The 18,274-nt window shown below is 30.7% G+C and carries 15 protein-coding genes; 5 read left to right on the top strand and 10 right to left on the bottom strand.

Features of this window, described 5'->3' with window-relative positions; translation table 11 throughout:
- Positions 1-36: 36 nt before the first annotated feature.
- From AQ1689_RS11595 to AQ1689_RS11580, 4 genes are read right to left on the bottom strand one after another with little or no spacing between them, the layout of a single operon-like run.
- A complete protein-coding gene (locus AQ1689_RS11595; RefSeq protein WP_101956183.1) occupies positions 37-798 on the bottom strand; it encodes a shikimate dehydrogenase family protein in 762 nt (253 codons plus the stop codon).
- The gene (locus tag AQ1689_RS11590; protein WP_101956182.1) at positions 779-1,792 is read right to left on the bottom strand and encodes a DUF368 domain-containing protein; all 1,014 of its coding nucleotides are present in this window, start codon (positions 1,790-1,792) and stop codon (positions 779-781) included. The genes AQ1689_RS11595 and AQ1689_RS11590 overlap by 20 nt, the downstream gene beginning before the upstream one ends.
- 47 nt (positions 1,793-1,839) lie before the next feature.
- A complete protein-coding gene (locus AQ1689_RS11585; protein WP_101956181.1) occupies positions 1,840-2,760 on the bottom strand; it encodes a DUF368 domain-containing protein in 921 nt (306 codons plus the stop codon).
- 20 nt (positions 2,761-2,780) lie between these two features.
- Positions 2,781-7,124, bottom strand: coding sequence for a translocation/assembly module TamB domain-containing protein (locus AQ1689_RS11580; protein WP_232122567.1), 4,344 nt, complete (start codon positions 7,122-7,124; stop codon positions 2,781-2,783).
- 224 nt (positions 7,125-7,348) lie between these two features.
- Here AQ1689_RS11580 and tsaD point away from each other — a divergent pair, with 224 nt between their 5' ends.
- Positions 7,349-8,377, top strand: coding sequence for a tRNA (adenosine(37)-N6)-threonylcarbamoyltransferase complex transferase subunit TsaD (gene tsaD / locus AQ1689_RS11575; protein ID WP_101956179.1), 1,029 nt, complete (start codon positions 7,349-7,351; stop codon positions 8,375-8,377).
- A 427-nt stretch (positions 8,378-8,804) separates the two neighbouring features.
- Here the strand turns inward: tsaD and AQ1689_RS11570 are convergent, their stop codons facing one another.
- Both AQ1689_RS11570 and holA read right to left on the bottom strand, forming a co-directional pair.
- Positions 8,805-10,436 (bottom strand): ABC-F family ATP-binding cassette domain-containing protein, encoded by a 1,632-nt coding sequence (locus tag AQ1689_RS11570; RefSeq protein ID WP_101932129.1) that lies wholly within the window; start codon positions 10,434-10,436, stop codon positions 8,805-8,807.
- Between the two features lie 61 nt (positions 10,437-10,497).
- Entirely contained in the window at positions 10,498-11,499 is a 1,002-nt protein-coding gene (gene holA, locus AQ1689_RS11565; protein ID WP_101956178.1) for a DNA polymerase III subunit delta, read from the bottom strand.
- 17 nt (positions 11,500-11,516) lie between these two features.
- On the opposite strand from holA, the gene AQ1689_RS11560 reads away from it, so the two are divergent.
- On the top strand, positions 11,517-11,960 hold the full coding sequence (locus AQ1689_RS11560) for a type I restriction enzyme HsdR N-terminal domain-containing protein (protein ID WP_101914359.1): 444 nt from the start codon (positions 11,517-11,519) through the stop codon (positions 11,958-11,960).
- 24 nt (positions 11,961-11,984) lie between these two features.
- Positions 11,985-12,995 (top strand): glycosyltransferase family 2 protein, encoded by a 1,011-nt coding sequence (locus AQ1689_RS11555; protein ID WP_101956177.1) that lies wholly within the window; start codon positions 11,985-11,987, stop codon positions 12,993-12,995.
- Positions 12,996-13,047: 52 nt separating this feature from the next.
- Here AQ1689_RS11555 and AQ1689_RS11550 read toward each other — a convergent pair whose 3' ends face one another.
- Positions 13,048-13,668, bottom strand: coding sequence for an L-threonylcarbamoyladenylate synthase (locus AQ1689_RS11550; protein WP_101956176.1), 621 nt, complete (start codon positions 13,666-13,668; stop codon positions 13,048-13,050).
- Between the two features lie 122 nt (positions 13,669-13,790).
- On the bottom strand, positions 13,791-14,309 hold the full coding sequence (locus AQ1689_RS11545; protein WP_101956175.1) for an IS1096 element passenger TnpR family protein: 519 nt from the start codon (positions 14,307-14,309) through the stop codon (positions 13,791-13,793).
- A 56-nt stretch (positions 14,310-14,365) separates the two neighbouring features.
- On the opposite strand from AQ1689_RS11545, the gene AQ1689_RS11540 reads away from it, so the two are divergent.
- Positions 14,366-14,794, top strand: a complete 429-nt coding sequence (locus AQ1689_RS11540) for a PaaI family thioesterase (protein WP_058884718.1) — start codon at positions 14,366-14,368, stop codon at positions 14,792-14,794.
- A gap of 32 nt (positions 14,795-14,826) precedes the next feature.
- Positions 14,827-15,897 (top strand): isochorismate synthase, encoded by a 1,071-nt coding sequence (locus AQ1689_RS11535; protein WP_101956174.1) that lies wholly within the window; start codon positions 14,827-14,829, stop codon positions 15,895-15,897.
- Between the two features lie 126 nt (positions 15,898-16,023).
- On the opposite strand, the gene AQ1689_RS11530 is transcribed toward AQ1689_RS11535, so the two are convergent.
- Positions 16,024-16,407, bottom strand: coding sequence for a PUR family DNA/RNA-binding protein (locus AQ1689_RS11530; protein ID WP_101914363.1), 384 nt, complete (start codon positions 16,405-16,407; stop codon positions 16,024-16,026).
- An 81-nt stretch (positions 16,408-16,488) separates the two neighbouring features.
- On the bottom strand, positions 16,489-18,243 hold the full coding sequence (locus tag AQ1689_RS11525; protein ID WP_101956173.1) for an ABC transporter ATP-binding protein: 1,755 nt from the start codon (positions 18,241-18,243) through the stop codon (positions 16,489-16,491).
- Positions 18,244-18,274: the final 31 nt, after the last annotated feature.

Raw genomic sequence — 18,274 nt, 5'->3', positions numbered from 1 at the left:
TATAGAATACCAAATTTTATTTTCAATAACTTATTGTTAACTATTATTCCATATTCTCCAAGCTTTTTCAGCCTGTTGTTCTAGCATTTCTAAACCATTTTTTATGGCAGCATTTTTTTCTTGTCCTTTATTTAAAAATGTAGTTATTTCGGGGTTGTAAATTAAGTCAAAAAGCAGGTGTTTTTTACCGATAAATTGATACGGAATATCAGGGCAATCTTTAATATTTGGATGTGTTCCTAAAGGTGTACAATTAATTATTAAATGATGTGTTTCTATAGTTTCTTTAGATAAACTCTGGTAAGAAACCTCTTTTTTACCCTTCGGATTTCTAGAAACGAAATAATATGTAATGCCTAATTTTTTAAGCACATACGCCACCGCTTTCGATGCGCCTCCTGTTCCTAAAATCAAGGCTTTTTTATGATGATTTTTTAATAATGGTTTCAAGGATTTTTTAAAACCATAAACATCAGTATTAAAACCTGTTAATTTTCCTTTTTTAGAGATTTTAATAGTGTTTACGGCACCTATTTTTCGGGCTTTTTTATCTATTTCATCTAAAAAATTAAAAACGTCCAATTTATAAGGAATTGTTACATTCATTCCTTTTAAAGTCGTTTTATTTTCTTTTATTTTTGCTGATAACTCTTCTATTGACTGAATATCAAAATTTACATATTCACTTGTTTCAAGCCCTAACTCTTTAAATTTATTGGTAAAATATCCTTTTGAAAAGGAATATGAAATATTTTTTCCTACCAAAGCATACATTTTTTTAACTTCTTTTTCTTCCATAATAATCTATCATTAAAATTAAGGCGATACCAAAAAGGATAAAACCTATTGAAACCCATGTTTCTTGTAGTGCTAAATCAGGAATAAATCGCTGGTAATTTTCCACAATTTTATGTCCTTTTTTATCCAATAAAAACCCTTGTTCATTTACTTTAAAGAGTGTTTTTTTCCAAGGCCAAACAATACCTAACGAACCTGTTATAAAACCGATAATAAGAGCCGTTACTAATTGATGCCATCGTTTTAAAACATAACCTAAAACATGTGAAATTGACACCAAACCAAAAACAGAACCGATGGTAAAAACACTTATAATTTTTAAATATCTTATTTTTATAGGATCTTTTAATACTTCAAAATTACCCGACAACAAGCTCGTTACAATACCAGCAAAAACATTAACACTGTCGACCAATAACAATACGTAATTTCCTAATAAAATTAAAATAAAAGAACCTGATAACCCAGGAAGTGTCATGCCTGAAACGCCTATAATTCCACAAATAAAAACAAACCAAAGATTATCATTTTCTTTTGCAGGGGTTAAAAAACTGATAAAAACACCAATAGAAACACCAATTATTAAGGCGATAATATTTTTAAATTTCCAATCGTTAAAATCTTTTGAAAGATAATAAATAGAGCCTAAAATCATCCCAAAAAACCACGACCAAACATAGCCTTCATTGTTTTTTAAAAAATAATCTAACACTAACGAAATGGTAAAATAACTGCACATACTCCCTAGCATTACCAGTGCTAAAAATTGCAAATTTGTGTAGTTAGCAAAACTTTTAAAACGTCCGTTAAAAAGTAATTTAAAAGCCTTGCCGTTTATCCGCTGAAAAGAAAAAATAAGTTCTTCATAAAACTCCATTACAAAAGCCACCATTCCGCCAGAAACACCAGGGACTTTATTAGCACCACCCATGGTCATTCCTTTAAAAAAAAGCAGTGTTTTTTGTAATAATGTGCGCTGTTGTTGCTTATACATTTTTAAAATTAAAAAGACTAAAGTAGTTGTTTTTTAACCGATTTTTATTATTTTTTTACGGCTAATTTTTCTAGTAATAAAATTAATGAAAATCCTATAATAATTAATATTGAAGCATACATTAATTCCGGGTTTCCATCATAAGAAAAAGGCAATACACTTTTTTCTAAAAGTGGTTTTACAGCGCCATGCCTATCTGTGTAGGTTGTTAAAACTGTTTTCCAAGGCCAAACTTTATTTAAAGACCCCAGCATAAGACCTGTTAAAGCAATTAACATTTCATTTTTATAATTATAAAACAACCATTTTAATAGTTTTGAAAAAGTGGTTAACCCTATTACAACTCCTATTACAATTGCCGAAATTGTTTTTAACTCTCTATTAGTTAAAGCATTCATCACTAGCGGATAAACACCAATTAACAATAAAATATAAGACCCTGAAATTCCTGGTAAAATCATAGCACAAGAAGCAATTGCCCCTGAAAAAACTAAGAATAAATAACTAACTTCCTGCCCATTAACAGCAGGTAAAACCGTAATTAAATATCCGAAGAAAACACCTAAAACACCAATAGATATCCCTTTAAAACTCCAGTGTTTTATTTGTTTTGCAATGTAAATAATACTTGCCAATACCAGCCCAAAAAAGAACGCCCATAATAAAATTGGTTGGTTTGTTAACAGCCATTTAATTGCTTTGGCTAAAGAAATAATACTGATAAAAATCCCTGTAAAAAGAGCTGCTAAAAAATTCCCGTTTAATTGCTTCCAAGCACTTTTAAGCCCTTGTTTTTTAAAGGTTTTCAATAAGTCTAAATTAACAGCACTTATAGCGTTTAACAATTCTTCATAAATCCCTGAAATAAATGCAATTGTTCCTCCTGAAACTCCTGGAACAACGTCTGCTGCACCCATTGCAATTCCTTTTAACATGATTACTAAATAATCTTTTTTGGTTCTGTTCATCTAATTTTTATGCTTCTTTTTTACTGTTTTTTAAACTTAATCAACCTACTTTTCATAGGTTTTATAGTGTCTTTTTTAGGTGATTTTTTTAAGCCTATTTTTTGAGAAAGCTCTGATAAGTTATTAAAATTCACTTGATATGAAAGTCCTACACCTTGAGTATAACCCTCTTCTTCAGTTGAATATTGCACTTCATTTTGTCGGTTAAAAACAGTTGCCCTTAAACTACCTTCTTTATTTAATAATACCTCAACTTTAACCTCGCCTATAATACTTGTTTGGGTATTTGCCCCCACCGGAACGCCTACCTTACCATTGACAAGCACCCGATCACTTAATTGAGTAGAAATAGAAACATCTACCTGATCGTCTGATTTTAAATTATTAATTTCCTCCCCATTTCCGCTGTCGCCCTGTGTATAACCTAGCCCTAATTGAAATTTACTACCCTCACTATTTAACATATCTGTTAAAATACTTGAAGCTATTTCCGATGCGGTACCTGTTAAACCACTTGCCGCACTATTACCTATTGTTTCTTCATTATAAAAAGTACCAAAAGCTAATAAAAATGAAAAATGCTGCATTTTAGTATTCAAATCATTTCCGTTTAAAATAAACTCTAATTCAGACGCTACTGTTGAATTTGCATTAGGAATTTTAATATCAAATTCTTGTTTTGAACTAAACAATCCGCCTGTTATTTTGGTGTATAAATTAATCGGAATTTTACGATTTGAATTAATATTATCTAATAATTGCGCAGGGTTTGCTTTGGTTTTATAAACCGCAACCAAGTCTAATTCCGCCTCGTACGGGTTTCCATTCCACGAAATTCGCCCGCCTTTTTGAACCGCAAAGGGTTTTGATATTCCTGCGTACTTAAAATTATACATTCCTTTATGAATTTCAAAATCGCCATACATTTTAAACTTACCAAGCGTATTGATATCTATTCTTAAATTACCAATACCACTTCCTTTTAAATCACTCCCCGAAACCTTATCAATTACCACTTGAGCTACAGCATCTTTAGTTACCTCTAAATTTATTTTTAAATCGAGCCCTTTTATATCTTTTATGGTTTGATGCGCATTTTCAACGGTTGGTTTTTCCGTTTTAAAACGGATTAATTTGTAATTATCAATTGTTTTTACGTCGCTTAACGGAATTACAAACAGCGTTCCTTTATTTGTTTTTCCTTCGATAACAATATCTAAATTATTAGTAAGCCCTCTAATTTCAGCATTTCCATCTAAAAAACCTGTTCCGTAATAAGATGATGTTACGGTTTCTTTGGTGTCTAAAATTAATAAATTTTTAGTATCAATATCTAATTTTAAATACCAATCTTTAAAATTTTGATGCGCAATATACCCCGATAACGTTCCTTGTGTTTTATGTTTTGTATCGGTTAATAAAACATTATTAAGTTTAAATTGTTGTTTATCTAAAAGAACCTTGGTGTTTCCTTTTAAATCAAAATCAACATTTAAATACGGAAAAGTTAACCCCGCTTTTTCAACATTTAATACACCTTGAAAATTCGGATTATCTAAAAAACCTGTTGCCATAAAACCTCCAGAAACATTCCCTCTAAGCCTGTTTAAAACATCTTTTCCTAAAGGGCTGAATGCCGTTAATTCATAGTTTTCTAAAGCTGTTTTTAAAGAAATAGTTGGCTTGTTTTTTGAAAAATCAAGAGTTCCAATAGCTGAAATATTTTTTATCGAATCATTAATTAATGATAGGTTTACCTTATATTTGTCAAAAGAATTATCTCCTAAAACTTCCATTGCTAAAGTTCCTTGAGCCAGGTTATTTATTTTAAAATTTGTTATTGATAGGTTTCCCTTTGGCGCTATGTTGCCTTCTTTTTGTTGTAAATCAACAGCACCACTTAAATTTCCTGCTAAGCTCAAGTTATCTATCAGCGGTAAAAAACCACCTAATTTCACTTTGGTAAAACGGGCATTCAAATTTTTATACGTACTATCTTTAACAACTCCTTTAAATTCAATTTTTTGCTGGTCAGACTCTACTAAAAATGGGCTTATTTCGTAGGTTTTCTTTTTTAAATCAAAAGCAACTTTGTGTTTTTTATCTGATGTTTTATTAATAATCCAATCAAATCCTTTGTAATTAAAAGTCGATTTTTGAATACCAACAACTGATTTTTGCAATTCGTTAATCGTATAATAAAAATCAAGATTAAAGCCTTCTGAATAATTTTTCCCACCTTTAAATACCGATTTAAAAAATAAAGTATCGTTTTGAGTTCTGTTTAGTAAGTTTAATTTTTTAATATTATAATATGGCGTATTTATTTTTCCAGCCGTTAAATGCGTGTTATACAGCGGATTTTTAGTATCCATTCTTAACACAATATTTTGAATAGCACTTTTGTAAACATCAATTTCTGGTGATGAAAACTTTAGTTTCAACGCATTTTTATCGGCATTAATTCGCCCTTTTAACTTGGTGTTTTCAGCAATAGCGATGTTTGGTAAAAACACATCGATAATTTGATTATAAATAGTAAAATCAAATTCTAAAAACTGATTTGGCGCTACTTTATTAGGCAGGTAATTCGTGTAAACACTTCCTAAGGCATTTTGAGTAATCGGAATTAACTCTTCAAAAGAAAACTTCCCTCTTAAAACACCTGTAACAATTTCTTTTGAATTTACTTCAATGGTTTTTATACTATCTTTTACCGATGAATTTATTTCAAAATTTTCAAACAGGTATTCTTTTTTTTGATTTTTGTACGCTACATTTTTAAAAGTTGCTTTACCTATAATGTCATCAAAAGTATTCCCTGAAATATTCAAATTAACAACCCCTTTTAATTGAGCAATACTATCACGCGTAAAAAGACTTGTTTTTTTCAAATCAATTTGATCAATATTGGCAATGAAATCAAATTTATTGATTACTGATGAAAAATCGGCCAAACCTTCAAAATTCAGCTTAAAATTTTCATCTTTTGCATTTAAAACACCATCAAATTTTTTATTTTGAAACTGCCCGTTAATATATAAGTCTTTGTAATTATAGTTGTTAAATTCTAAACTGCTAATTTTACCAATAGCAACCGTATTTATGTTTTCTAAATTAAAACCACGACCATCTACATCGGCTTTTAATGATATTTTACCAAGTATCGGATTGTTTGAAAAAACGCCTAAATCAAAATCTATAAGTGCCAACTCTCCTACATAACTAGCCTTGTCAATATCATCAATATTGGTTAACTGCAAATCAGAAATAGTCGTTCCTATTTCCGATTTTACAGAAATAGTCGCCTCCATTTGCTCAGGTGTAATTTTCACCAATCCTTGCAGTGTAAAATTCCCTAATCGCTGAAATTCAGAAGGCAATGATTTACCTAATAAGTTTGGAAGCACGCTTTTTAATTGCGCGTAATTTGCAGTAACATTTTTAAAATCGGCATCAAAAATAAAACCTCTTTCTTTTTTGATCGCATTTACAAAGCCCATATTTCCTATAATCTTCATTCCTTTTCGAGAATGAAGACGCACATTGTTTAGGCTAAAATTATTTAAAACCCCCTTCATATTCCCTGTAAAATAGAGCATATCATTACCGCTTAACTCATTGTATAATTTACTGATGTCTTTAATTGAAATAGCACTTTTTAATATTTTAGCCCTAAACCTTACTTTATCATTAAAATTAACAAAATCTTTTCGGTTATAGCTAAGTTTAATAGCCCCTTTTATTTTTGATTTATTATCAGTTTCCAACACTGTTTTATCAAAATTCATAAATGATTTTGTGTAGGTGAAATCCGTAGACATATTGGTTATGTTAATGCCCCTGTTTTCAGAAAAACACATGTCTCTCATTTTTAAAGAAACATCGGGTCCTTTTATAGAAAAATCTAATAAATTACCGCTTGCATGATACGCCGCAAACTCCAACGGATCTTTTTTATTAGCATCTAAAAACTTAAAAGTTAAATTTTCAACCGCTATTTTATCACTTTTTAAAACAAAAACACTTGACAGACTATCTTTTGGCGTATCGCTATCAAAACGATCTATAAATATCGCAATATTATCATCTTGCTCACCTTTGTATTTTTTCATATTAAAATAAACCCCACGCAAAGAAGCATCGCCTAAATTAACTTTATTGTCTAATATTCGTTTGGCATTTAAAAGTGAAGTGCTTAAATTTTCAACAAAAATAAGGGTATCTTTATGATGGTCTCTAATTTCAATACCTTTTAGTTGAACGCTTCCTAGCCAAGAAAAATCAATCTTTTTTACAAGAATATCGGTGTTGTATTCTTTATTTAACCAATTGGTGGCCTGTGCGCCTATTTTACTTTGCACAAAAGGTAATGACAGCAAAAAAACAAGCAATAACAGCCCAAGTAACACGTACTTTGATACCCTATATAGTATGTTTTTTATCTTTTTAATAATGAAAAGCTTCATAAAGTTACAAACAAATGTAATCAGCTAATGGCAAAAATATTGCCTTATTTTAAAGAAATATTAATTTTAACGAAAATGTAACACAATAACGATATTTTTGCATTTTAATACATGAAACATTGAGTACAGAAAACAGCTACATTTTAGGTATAGAAAGCTCTTGTGATGACACAAGCGCTTCGGTAATTTACAACGGAAAAGTAATCAGCAACGTGGTTGCAAACCAAGAAATACACGCTAAATATGGCGGTGTTGTTCCTGAATTAGCTTCAAGAGCGCATCAGCAAAACATCGTTCCTGTAGTACAGCAAGCTATTGCACAGGCAAATATTACCAAAAATGATTTGAGCGCGATCGCCTTTACACGTGGCCCGGGATTAATGGGTTCTTTATTGGTCGGTACTTCTTTTGCAAAATCGTTCGCCTTAGGATTAAATATTCCGCTAATTGCCGTAAACCATATGCAAGGGCATATTTTAGCACATTTTATTGAAGATGAAAATGCTAAAATTCCACCGTTTCCGTTTGTTTGTTTAACCATTAGTGGCGGACACACGCAAATTGTTAAAGTTACCAATCATTTTGAAATGGAAATTTTAGGCGAAACTATTGATGATGCCGTTGGTGAAGCTTTTGATAAATCAGCCAAAATATTAGGATTACCGTATCCTGGAGGTCCTTTAGTTGATAAATATGCACAATTAGGAAATCCGAAGGCTTTTCAGTTTACCAAACCGAAAGTGGGCGATTTACAATTTAGTTTTAGCGGATTAAAAACAGGAATCTTACGTTTTATTCAGAAAAATGTAAAAGAAAATCCTGATTTTATCAAAGAAAACTTACATGATATTTGTGCTTCAATTCAATATACTATTGTTGAAATTCTGATGGATAAATTAAAAAACACCGTGAAACAAACCGATATCAAACATATTGCGATTGCCGGTGGCGTTTCTGCAAATTCAGAAATCAGAAAACGTTTAGCTTTAGCAGAAAAACATTGGGGATGGACAACCTATATTCCAAAATTTGAATATACAACCGATAATGCTGCAATGATTGCCATTGCTGGATATTTAAAATATATAAATAACGATTTTTCTGATATTTCAGTTACCGCAAAAGCGCGTTTAAAAGTTACCGAATAACTATTTTAAATCCTATTTATGTACAAAAAATACCGTTAAAATTATTTAACGGTGTTTTTTGTTTAAGAGCCTGTTTAGAAATAAAAGAAACTGTCAGTTCGAGTGATTTTTTTCCTTCAAAAAATTGTATCGAGAACTTTTTTAACATCAAAATAAAACAATTCAAATTCTCGATACAATTTTAATTTCTTTTAGTCATTAAAATCACTCGAATTGACAAAATTGTAGCAAATCAGGATGAGAAACTCAAATAAATTCTGTTTGACGGATTCAATTGACTGTTTCCTTTCTATAAAATTTAAACTCGAAATATAAAACTTAGCACAAATTTCTAGCCCCGATTGACGCATTTGTTTGAGCTCTTTTTTGTTTTTTTCAAACAAAAAAAGCGAGTGCGGAAAGCGGGAAATTGCTTCTAAAAATAATTTTATAAATCGATTTCTTTTAATGCTTTTATATTATTTCGTTCTAAGAAAACATCAATAGTTTCGAAATGTTCAATAACGCGTTGTTCTTTAAATTCGAATACTTTTTCTGATAATCCTTGTAAGAAATCACGGTCGTGAGATACCAAAATTAACGTTCCATCGAAATGTAATAACGCTTCTTTAATTACGTCTTTCGAGCGTAAATCTAAATGATTTGTAGGCTCATCTAAAATTAACACATTTACAGGTTCTAAAAGTAATTTAACCATTGCCAAACGTGTTTTTTCTCCTCCCGAAAGCACTTTTACTTTCTTTTCAATATCATCACCAGCAAACATAAAACGCCCTAAAATATTTTTTATTTGCGTTCGTACATCTCCTTCTGCAACCTCATCTACGGTTTGAAAAACGGTTAATTCAGGGTCTAATAATGAAGCCTGATTTTGAGCAAAATATCCAACCTTGGCATTGTGACCTAAACCGCATTCGCCTTCAAAATCTATTTCGCCCATAATAGCTTTTATCATGGTTGATTTCCCTTCTCCGTTACGCCCTACAAACGATACTTTTTCTCCACGAGCTATTGAAAAACTTGCGTCTTTAAATACGGTTAAATCGCCATATTTTTTGGTTAAGTTTTCTACTTTTACAGGATAATCTCCAGAACGTGGCGATGGTGGAAAACGTAATTTTAATGATGTTGTATCAACTTCATCAATTTCAATAGGCACAATTTTTTCTAACATTCGAACACGTGATGCTACTTGATTTGTTTTCGAATATGTTCCTTTAAAACGTTCGATAAATCCTTTAATATCATCAATCGTTTTTTGTTGTTCTTGATAGGCTTTTATTTGATGCGAACGGCGTTCTTTTCGTAATTCTAAATAATGAGAATACTTTGCTTTATAATCGTGAATTGTTCCCATAGTAACCTCAATGGTTCTATTGGTTATGTTATCGATAAAAGCTTTATCATGCGATATTACCACTACTGCTTTGGCTTTGTTTAGCAAGAAATTTTCTAACCAAATTACCGATTCTATATCTACGTGATTTGTTGGCTCATCTAATAAAATTAAATCGGGTTTTTGCAGTAAAATTTTAGCCAATTCGATACGCATACGCCAACCTCCACTAAATTCTGACGTTAATCTGTCAAAATCTTCTTGTTTAAAACCTAATCCTTTTAAAGCTTTTTCTACTTCTGCTTCGTAATTTATATCTTCTAAAGCATAAAAAGTTTCTCCTAAATCGGTGACACGTTCAATAATTTTCATGTACGCTTCCGACTCATAATCTGTACGAGTTTCTAGCTCTTTATTTAAGTGTTCCATTTCGGATTTCATCTTAAAAACAGCGTCGAATGCTTTGGATGCTTCTTCTCTTACCGTACAATTATCTTCCATTAATAAATGCTGTGGCAAATAAGCAATTACGGTATCTTTTGGGCTTCTAACACCTCCTTTAGTAGCTTTTGAAACTCCTGCCATAATTTTCATCATGGTCGATTTTCCTGCGCCATTTTTACCCATTAAGGCTATTTTATCGTTCTCATTTATGACAAACGATACGTCTTTAAACAAGGTTTTTCCACTAAATTCAACCGCTAATTGATCTACAGTAATCATGTATATATATTTTGAATTGCGAAAATACTAATTTTGTTAATTACAGATTTTCTTTTTGAAATTAATGCAATATTTTAAACAATAATTCTTTTAAAATATCTTCGGATGATTGATTTGCTCCTACTCCTTTACTTTTAATATCTGCCTCTCTTAAAAAACCGATTACTTGCGATACTTTTCGCATCGGATATTTTTTTCCAGCCGAACTATAATCATCCACAAAATAAGGATTTACACCCAAAACCTTCGCCACATTACCTTTCGATTTATCTTTTAAACCGTGATACATTAATAATTGTGTAAAAAAACTATTCAATAATGAAATAGTCATTACCAGCGGATTATTTTTAGGGTTTTGCGTAAAATAATTGATAATTCTGTTTGCCTTTACAACCTGTTTTTGACCGATTGCTTTTCGCAATTCAAAATTGTTAAAATCTTTTGAAACACCAATGTTATCTTCAATATGTTTATCTGTAATAATGGTTTTTTTAGGCAAAACAGTCGTTAATTTATCCAATTCGTTGGATATTTTACTCAAATCAGCTCCTAAAAATTCCACCAACATTTGTGATGCTTTTGGCTCAATACTATATTTTTTACCTGCTAAAACTTTACGAATCCAATCGGCTACCTGATTTTCATATAATTTTTTACTCTCGTAAATTAAACCGTTCTTGGCAATCGCTTTATAGATTTTTTTACCTTTATGAAGTTTCTTATATTTATAGTTAAAAACCAATACCGTACTTAATTGCGGATTTTCGGCATAAGCTTCAAGTTTATCTATTGTACGAACTAAATCTTGTGCTTCTTTTACAATAATCACCTGCTTTTCTGCCATCATCGGATAGCGTTTTGCCGAGGCTATAATTTCATCAATCGTTACATCTCTTCCATACATTACCACTTGATTAAAGCCTTTTTCAGACTCGTCAAGTACATTTTTTTCAATATATTCAGATATTTTATCAATATAATAAGGTTCATCGCCCATTAAAAAATAAATAGGTTTTATATTTCCCTTTTTTATATCGGATACGATCGTTTTAATTTCGTTCATTTTCTTATTTTTGAAGCATGCAAAAATTGAATCTTCCTACCTACAAATTTAGGCTCAAAAGTAACGATAATAAGACGTTTATTTTTGATAATTTAAGAAAAAAATACTTGGTATTGACTCCTGAAGAATGGGTTCGGCAACATTTTGTACAGTTTTTAATCGAAGAGAAAAAATACCCTGCAACTTTAATTGCTATTGAAAAACAGCTAATTATTAACAACTTAAAAAAACGAACCGATATTGTTATTTTTTCTTCGGATGGAACGCCGAATATTATTGTAGAATGTAAAGCGCCAAAAATTAAAATTGCCCAAGATACTTTCGACCAAATTGCACGTTATAATTTAAAACTAAATGCCAATTATCTAATTGTTACCAACGGATTAGAGCATTATTTCTGTCAGCTCGATAAAGAAAACGAAACCTATATTTTTTTAAGAGATATTCCTGATTATAAATAATAAATAATTGATAAATTCGCAATTATGAAAACAGCAGTCGTTATATTAAATTGGAATGGTAAACAATTATTAGAACAATTTTTACCAAGTATCGTAAATTTCAGTGTAAATCAGGCTGATATTTATGTTGCCGATAATGCTTCTTCGGATGCTTCTATTTCTTTTATCAGACAAAATTTTCCGACCGTTAAAATAGTAGAAAACAGTAGTAATGGTGGTTATGCAAAAGGATATAATGATGCTTTACAACATATTAATGCCGATATTTATTGTTTAGTAAATTCTGATATTGAGGTTACTAAAAACTGGCTTACACCTATTTTAGATACTTTTAAAAAAGAAGAAAATACGGCAATTATTCAGCCTAAAATTTTAGATTTTAAACAAAAAACGAAAGATAAAACTAAATTTGAATACGCAGGTGCTGGCGGGGGTTTTATCGATTTATATGGGTATCCGTATTGCCGTGGACGTATTTTTAATCATTTAGAAACCGACAACGGGCAGTTTAACGATACTACCGAAATTTTTTGGGCTTCTGGAGCTTGTTTTTTTATTCGCTCAAAAGTGTATCATCAACTAAATGGTTTTGATGAAGATTATTTTGCACATCAAGAAGAAATCGATTTATGTTGGCGAGCAAAAAATGAAAATTTTACTATTAAATATGTAGGGAATTCAACAGTTTATCATGTTGGCGGTGCAACCTTACAGGCAATAAATCCGCAGAAAACCTATTTGAATTTCAGAAATAGCTTATTGAATATCCTTAAAAATGTTCCGAATAAATTAGTGTTTTTTGTGATTTTTTCTAGATTAATTTTAGATGGAATTGCAGGGATTAAATTTTTAGCAGAATTAAAACCCAAACATACTATGGCTATTTTAAAAGCTCATTTTAGCTTTTATGCGAACTTTTTTAAATTCCTTAGTAAAAGAAAAAAATTACAGCAAAAATCAAATTATAACAAACATACTTCTATTGTTTGGCAGTGTTATGCTTTGGGGCGAACGAAGTTTGATGAATTAAAATAACGCGCATATCACGTAGAGACGCGAAGCTTCGCGTCTCTACGTGGCGTATTTTTTACAAAATATCTAAACTTCCTTTACCTTGTCGAATTACTTCAGGATAATCGCTAGTTAAATCAATTACTGTTGATGCTTGATTATCGCCATAACCGCCGTCAATAACAATATCAACAATATTTTGCCATTTCTCAAAAATTAATTCAGGGTCGGTGGTATATTCTATAAGCTGATCATCATCGTGAATAGATGTTGAAACTATTGGGTTTCCTAAAGCCGCCACAATTGCTTGTGCTATGGCATTATCTGGCACACGAATCCCTACGGTTTTACGTTTTTTAAAAGCCTTTGGCAACGAATTACTTCCCGGTAAAATAAAAGTATAAGCACCAGGAAAGGCTCTTTTTAATATTTTAAAAGTTGAAGAATCTATTTGTTTTACGTAATCTGATAAATGACTCAAATTATTACAGATAAACGAAAAATTAGATTTTTCGAGCTTCACTCCCTTTATTTTGGCAATTTTTTCTAATGCTTTTGTATTGGTAATATCACAACCTAGCCCATAAACGGTATCTGTTGGATAAATAATTAAACCGCCATTTTGTAATACTTTTACAATTTTAGCAATTTCTTTCGGATTTGGATTTTCGTTATACAGTTTTATAAATTGTGCCATCTTTTAATATATAAAATTTAATATTCTAATGCAACTCTTTTCATTGAAGTAATTCCTAAAAATATATTGATGCTAAAAAAAGTGCGGATTATTTTAAAATAACACGCACTTTTCTTATCGCTTTAGTAGTTTTCGAAATCGAAATCATCGATATTTTCAAAACTTGTAAACTGATCATTCAATTGATCATCAAAATCATCTTCAAAATTACCATCTTGATCTTCTTTGGTGGCTGTAAATTCTTTTTTAGGAGCCTTGTCTGGAATTTCACCAATGGTTAAAATTATTTTAGTTTCACTAACTTCTTCGGCTGATTGCTCTACAACTTCTACATAAAAAGTCCACATTTGTAAAAAATCATACACATATATTAACTTATCGTTCGTATTTGGTAAGGTTTCTTTTATAACACAGCTTGCCATTGATGGTGCTTCACCATCTTCTGACATATCAAATAAAGGAATTTCTTCTCCTTGATTCCAATCTTCATCTGTTCGATAAAAAGATGCCATTTCTTGCCCATTAAAACCAAATGATTTAGCAATATCAGCATGCAAATCTTCTAATGATTTTGCCTGATTAACCACCAAGGTTCTTATTACATCTTTTTTTGTATCTAAAATTACACGTACTTTATACATTCTATCATTTTTTGTCGCTACAAAAATACGTATTTTTGAATGATAATTTTAATAAAATGGATACACAACAATCACTAGAAATACTTAATAGTTACAATAAAAACACCTTAATGGAAACGCTTCAAATTGAGTTTGTTGACGTTGGCGAAGATTTTATTACCGCCAAAATGCCTGTAAATTCAAAAGTACATCAGCCTCACGGAATTTTACACGGTGGTGCTACTGCTGCTTTAGCGGAAACCGTTGGTAGCTGTGCTTCGGCTTTTTTTTTAAATGATAACAGCAAAATTGTAAAAGGAATTGAGCTTAGTATTAATCATGTAAAAAGCAAAAAAGACGGTACTGTTTTCGCTACTGCAAAAGCCGTTCACCAAGGAAGAACTACGCATTTATGGGAAGTTAAAATTGTTGATGAACAACATAATTTAATTTCTTTATGTAAAATAACCAACATTGTTTTAGATAAAATTTCAGATAAAAAGTAAGATTTTTAGCCTAATTATAAAATAAATTTAGATTGAACATATTTTCAAAAATAGAAAAAGCACTCGAAAATAAACTACCTTTTGTTGTTTACAGAAAACCAAATTCAACCTTATTAAATGGTTTTTTTCAAAATAACGACACCTTATATACCGCTACAAACTATACTGAGAGTGGCTTTGTTTTCGCAGCTTTTGATGATAAAAACACAGCGGTTTTAATCCCTAGAAATACGGCGGAATTTTTACAAGAAAACTCCTTAAATCTTATTATTTCTGATACTAATTCAGAAAGTAAGCCAAAAAATCATCAGAAAAACAAGCAAGATGATCGCCAAGAAAAAGCACATATCAAGTTAGTTCAAAAAGGAATTGATGCTATTAATTCAGGGCTTTTTAAAAAAGTTATTTTATCGAGAAAAGAACTCATAAAACTTACCGATTTTAATGTAATTAGTGTTTTTAAAAAACTACTTGCAAATTACAACACCGCATTTACTTATGTTTGGTATCATCCAAAGGTAGGAATGTGGCTTGGCGCGACCCCTGAAACTTTAGTTGAAATTAAAGGACAACAATTTAAAACAATGTCTTTAGCCGGAACTCAAGTTTTTAACGGAACAACAAATGTTATTTGGCAACCTAAAGAACTTGAAGAACAACAATTTGTTACCGATTATATAACCGATAAACTTTCTGAAATTTGTAATTCACTCGAAAAAGGCGAAGTAAAAACAGCAAAAGCAGGGAATTTACTACATTTAAAAACATTAATTTCAGGAAAAATAACCACTAAAAATGCTATTCTAATCAAAAAACTGCACCCAACTCCTGCGGTTTGTGGTGTGCCTTTAGAAGCTTCTAAGGCATTTATTTTAAAAAATGAAAACTATAATAGAGCGTATTATACCGGTTTTTTAGGCGAATTAAACTTAAACGAAACAAGTAAAAACACTTCGGAACTTTTTGTGAATTTACGATGTATGGAAATTAAAAAAGATATAGCAGTTCTTTTTATTGGCGGCGGAATTACAAAAGAAAGTAACCCTAAAAGTGAATGGTTAGAAACGGTATCAAAATCAGAAACGATGAAAAAAGTGTTGTAATTAAAAGTAAAAAGCACCAACTGTTAAAAGTTAGGTGCTTTTAGTGTAAATTGAATTTAAAATACTATTTTTTTAGTAACAATTTATAACAATAAATTGCTGTATAATTATTCGTTTTTATGCTGATTAAATATCATCAAAAGAAACATTGGTAAAGCTTTCTGTAGACGCTAAAGCCACTTCGACCTCACTTTCACTCTCTTCTTCTTCTTTTTTATAATCTTTTTGATGACGCTCACTAATTACTTCCGAACCTTTTTCATTAACAATAAAACTGGTTGCTTTGTTTAGCATTTCTTTAAAGTCTGAAAAATCTTCTTTATATAAGTAAATTTTATGTTTTTGATAATGAAAAGAACCATCATCATGCGTAAATTTTTTACTTTCAGTGACTGTTAAATAGTAGTCATCTGCTTTTGTAGACCTTACATCAAAAAAGTAGGTTCTTCTTCCTGCTCTTAAAACTTGTGAAAAAATCTCTTCTTGTTCTACTCTCTCTCGCTCACTCATAGTTCGTTTCTTAAATAATAATTATTTACTTAAAATTGCTCAACAAATCTAACAAAATAATTGATTTGGCAATACGAAACATTACATTTCTTTTTCTAAAAGTTGTTGTTCATATAACTCTTTATAATAACCCGCTACTTTTATCAATTGATTATGAACGCCTTGCTGAATAACTTTACCAGCATCTAAAACGATTATTTTGTCGGCATTTTTAACAGACGAAACACTGTGACTAATTATGATACTTGTTTTATCTTTTGAAATACGGTCTAAATTTGAGAGAATTTGTTGCTCTGTTTCGGTATCAACTGCCGATAAACAATCATCAAAAATTAATATCTTCGGAGTCTTAATAATAGCTCTAGAAATAGCGGTTCGTTGTTTTTGTCCGCCCGATAAAGTAACGCCTCTTTCACCTAAAACAGTTTGATAGCCATTTTTAAAATTGATAATATTATCGTGAATTACCGCATTTTTAGCTGCTTGAATAATTTCTTGTTTCGTAGCATTTTCTTTCCCAAATTTAATATTATTTTCAAGGCTATCAGAAAATAAAAATGGGTCTTGCGGTACAAAACCAATTTGATTTCTAACATCGTATAAATTACAGTCTTTTATGTTTTTTCCATCGATTAAAACAGCACCTTTACTAACATCATATAATCGAGCAATTAAATTTATAATGGTTGACTTACCACTTCCTGTAGTTCCTAAAATTGCCAAGGTTTCACCTTTTTCGATAACTAAATTTACGTTATTTAATGCGGTAATATTAGTATCATCATACGTTAAACAAACATCTTTAAATTCAATTTTACCCTGTATTTCTGTAGCTGTATCTGTATTATTTCTAATTTCAGGAACCTGCTCTAAAAACTCATTAATTCGTTCTTGCGATGCTGCCGCCTGTTGTACCGTAGAGGTTACCCAACCAACCACCGCTACCGGCCAGGTAAGAATATTTACATACATAACAAACGCAGCGATAGCACCTAATTGAATTTCGCCGGCAATATATTGTTGCCCTCCAATATATAAAACGATGCTATTACTAATTCCGATTAATAAAATCATCAACGGAAAAAACAAGGCTTGTACCTTATGTAATTCGATATTTTTATCTTTACTTTTATTGGCAATTTCATCAAAAGAAGCAATTACTTCTTGTTCTATTGCGTACGATTTAACCACATTAATTCCTGAAAAAAACTCTTGATTAAACGTCGTTAATTTTGATAAATATTCTTGAACAACCGTACTTCGTTTGTTAATTTGTTTGCTTAATACGAAAATAGAAACCGACAAAATAGGAAACGGAATCATAGTATATAAAGTAAGCGTTGGCGAAATTTCATACATTTGACTAAACCCAACAATTAACGAAATTATCATGTTTAAAGTGTACATCACTGCCGGCCCGAAATACATACGCACCTTAGAAACATCTTCACTAATACGGTTCATTAAATCGCCCGTTCTATTTTTTTTATAAAAATTAGTAGACAGTCGTTGGTATTGCTGATAAATTTCATTTTTCAAATCAAATTCTATCATTCTTGAGGTCACAATAATAGTTTGTCGCATAAAAAAAGTAAAAAAACCACCCAATAAAGTAACACCAATAATGAGCATTATATTTTTGAATAATACTGTTTTTACTTCGGATAAAGTAGTGGCGTTTCCAAGTTGATAATCTTCTACAATATTTAAAGAATTCCCTACAAAATCAGGTATTTTAAGTGTTAAAATTTTTGCCAAAACTGTAATTAAAGTTCCTAGCAATAAGCGCCATTTATATTTAACAAAATATTTATTAAGATATTTTAATGATTTCAAGATAAAAAATGTTTTTAAGTTAAAAAAGCAA

Origin of the sequence: Tenacibaculum finnmarkense, from assembly GCF_900239185.1 — a bacterium.
GTDB classification, from domain to species: Bacteria; Bacteroidota; Bacteroidia; order Flavobacteriales; family Flavobacteriaceae; genus Polaribacter; species Polaribacter finnmarkensis.
This window is presented reverse-complemented; position numbering and strand designations above follow the sequence as displayed.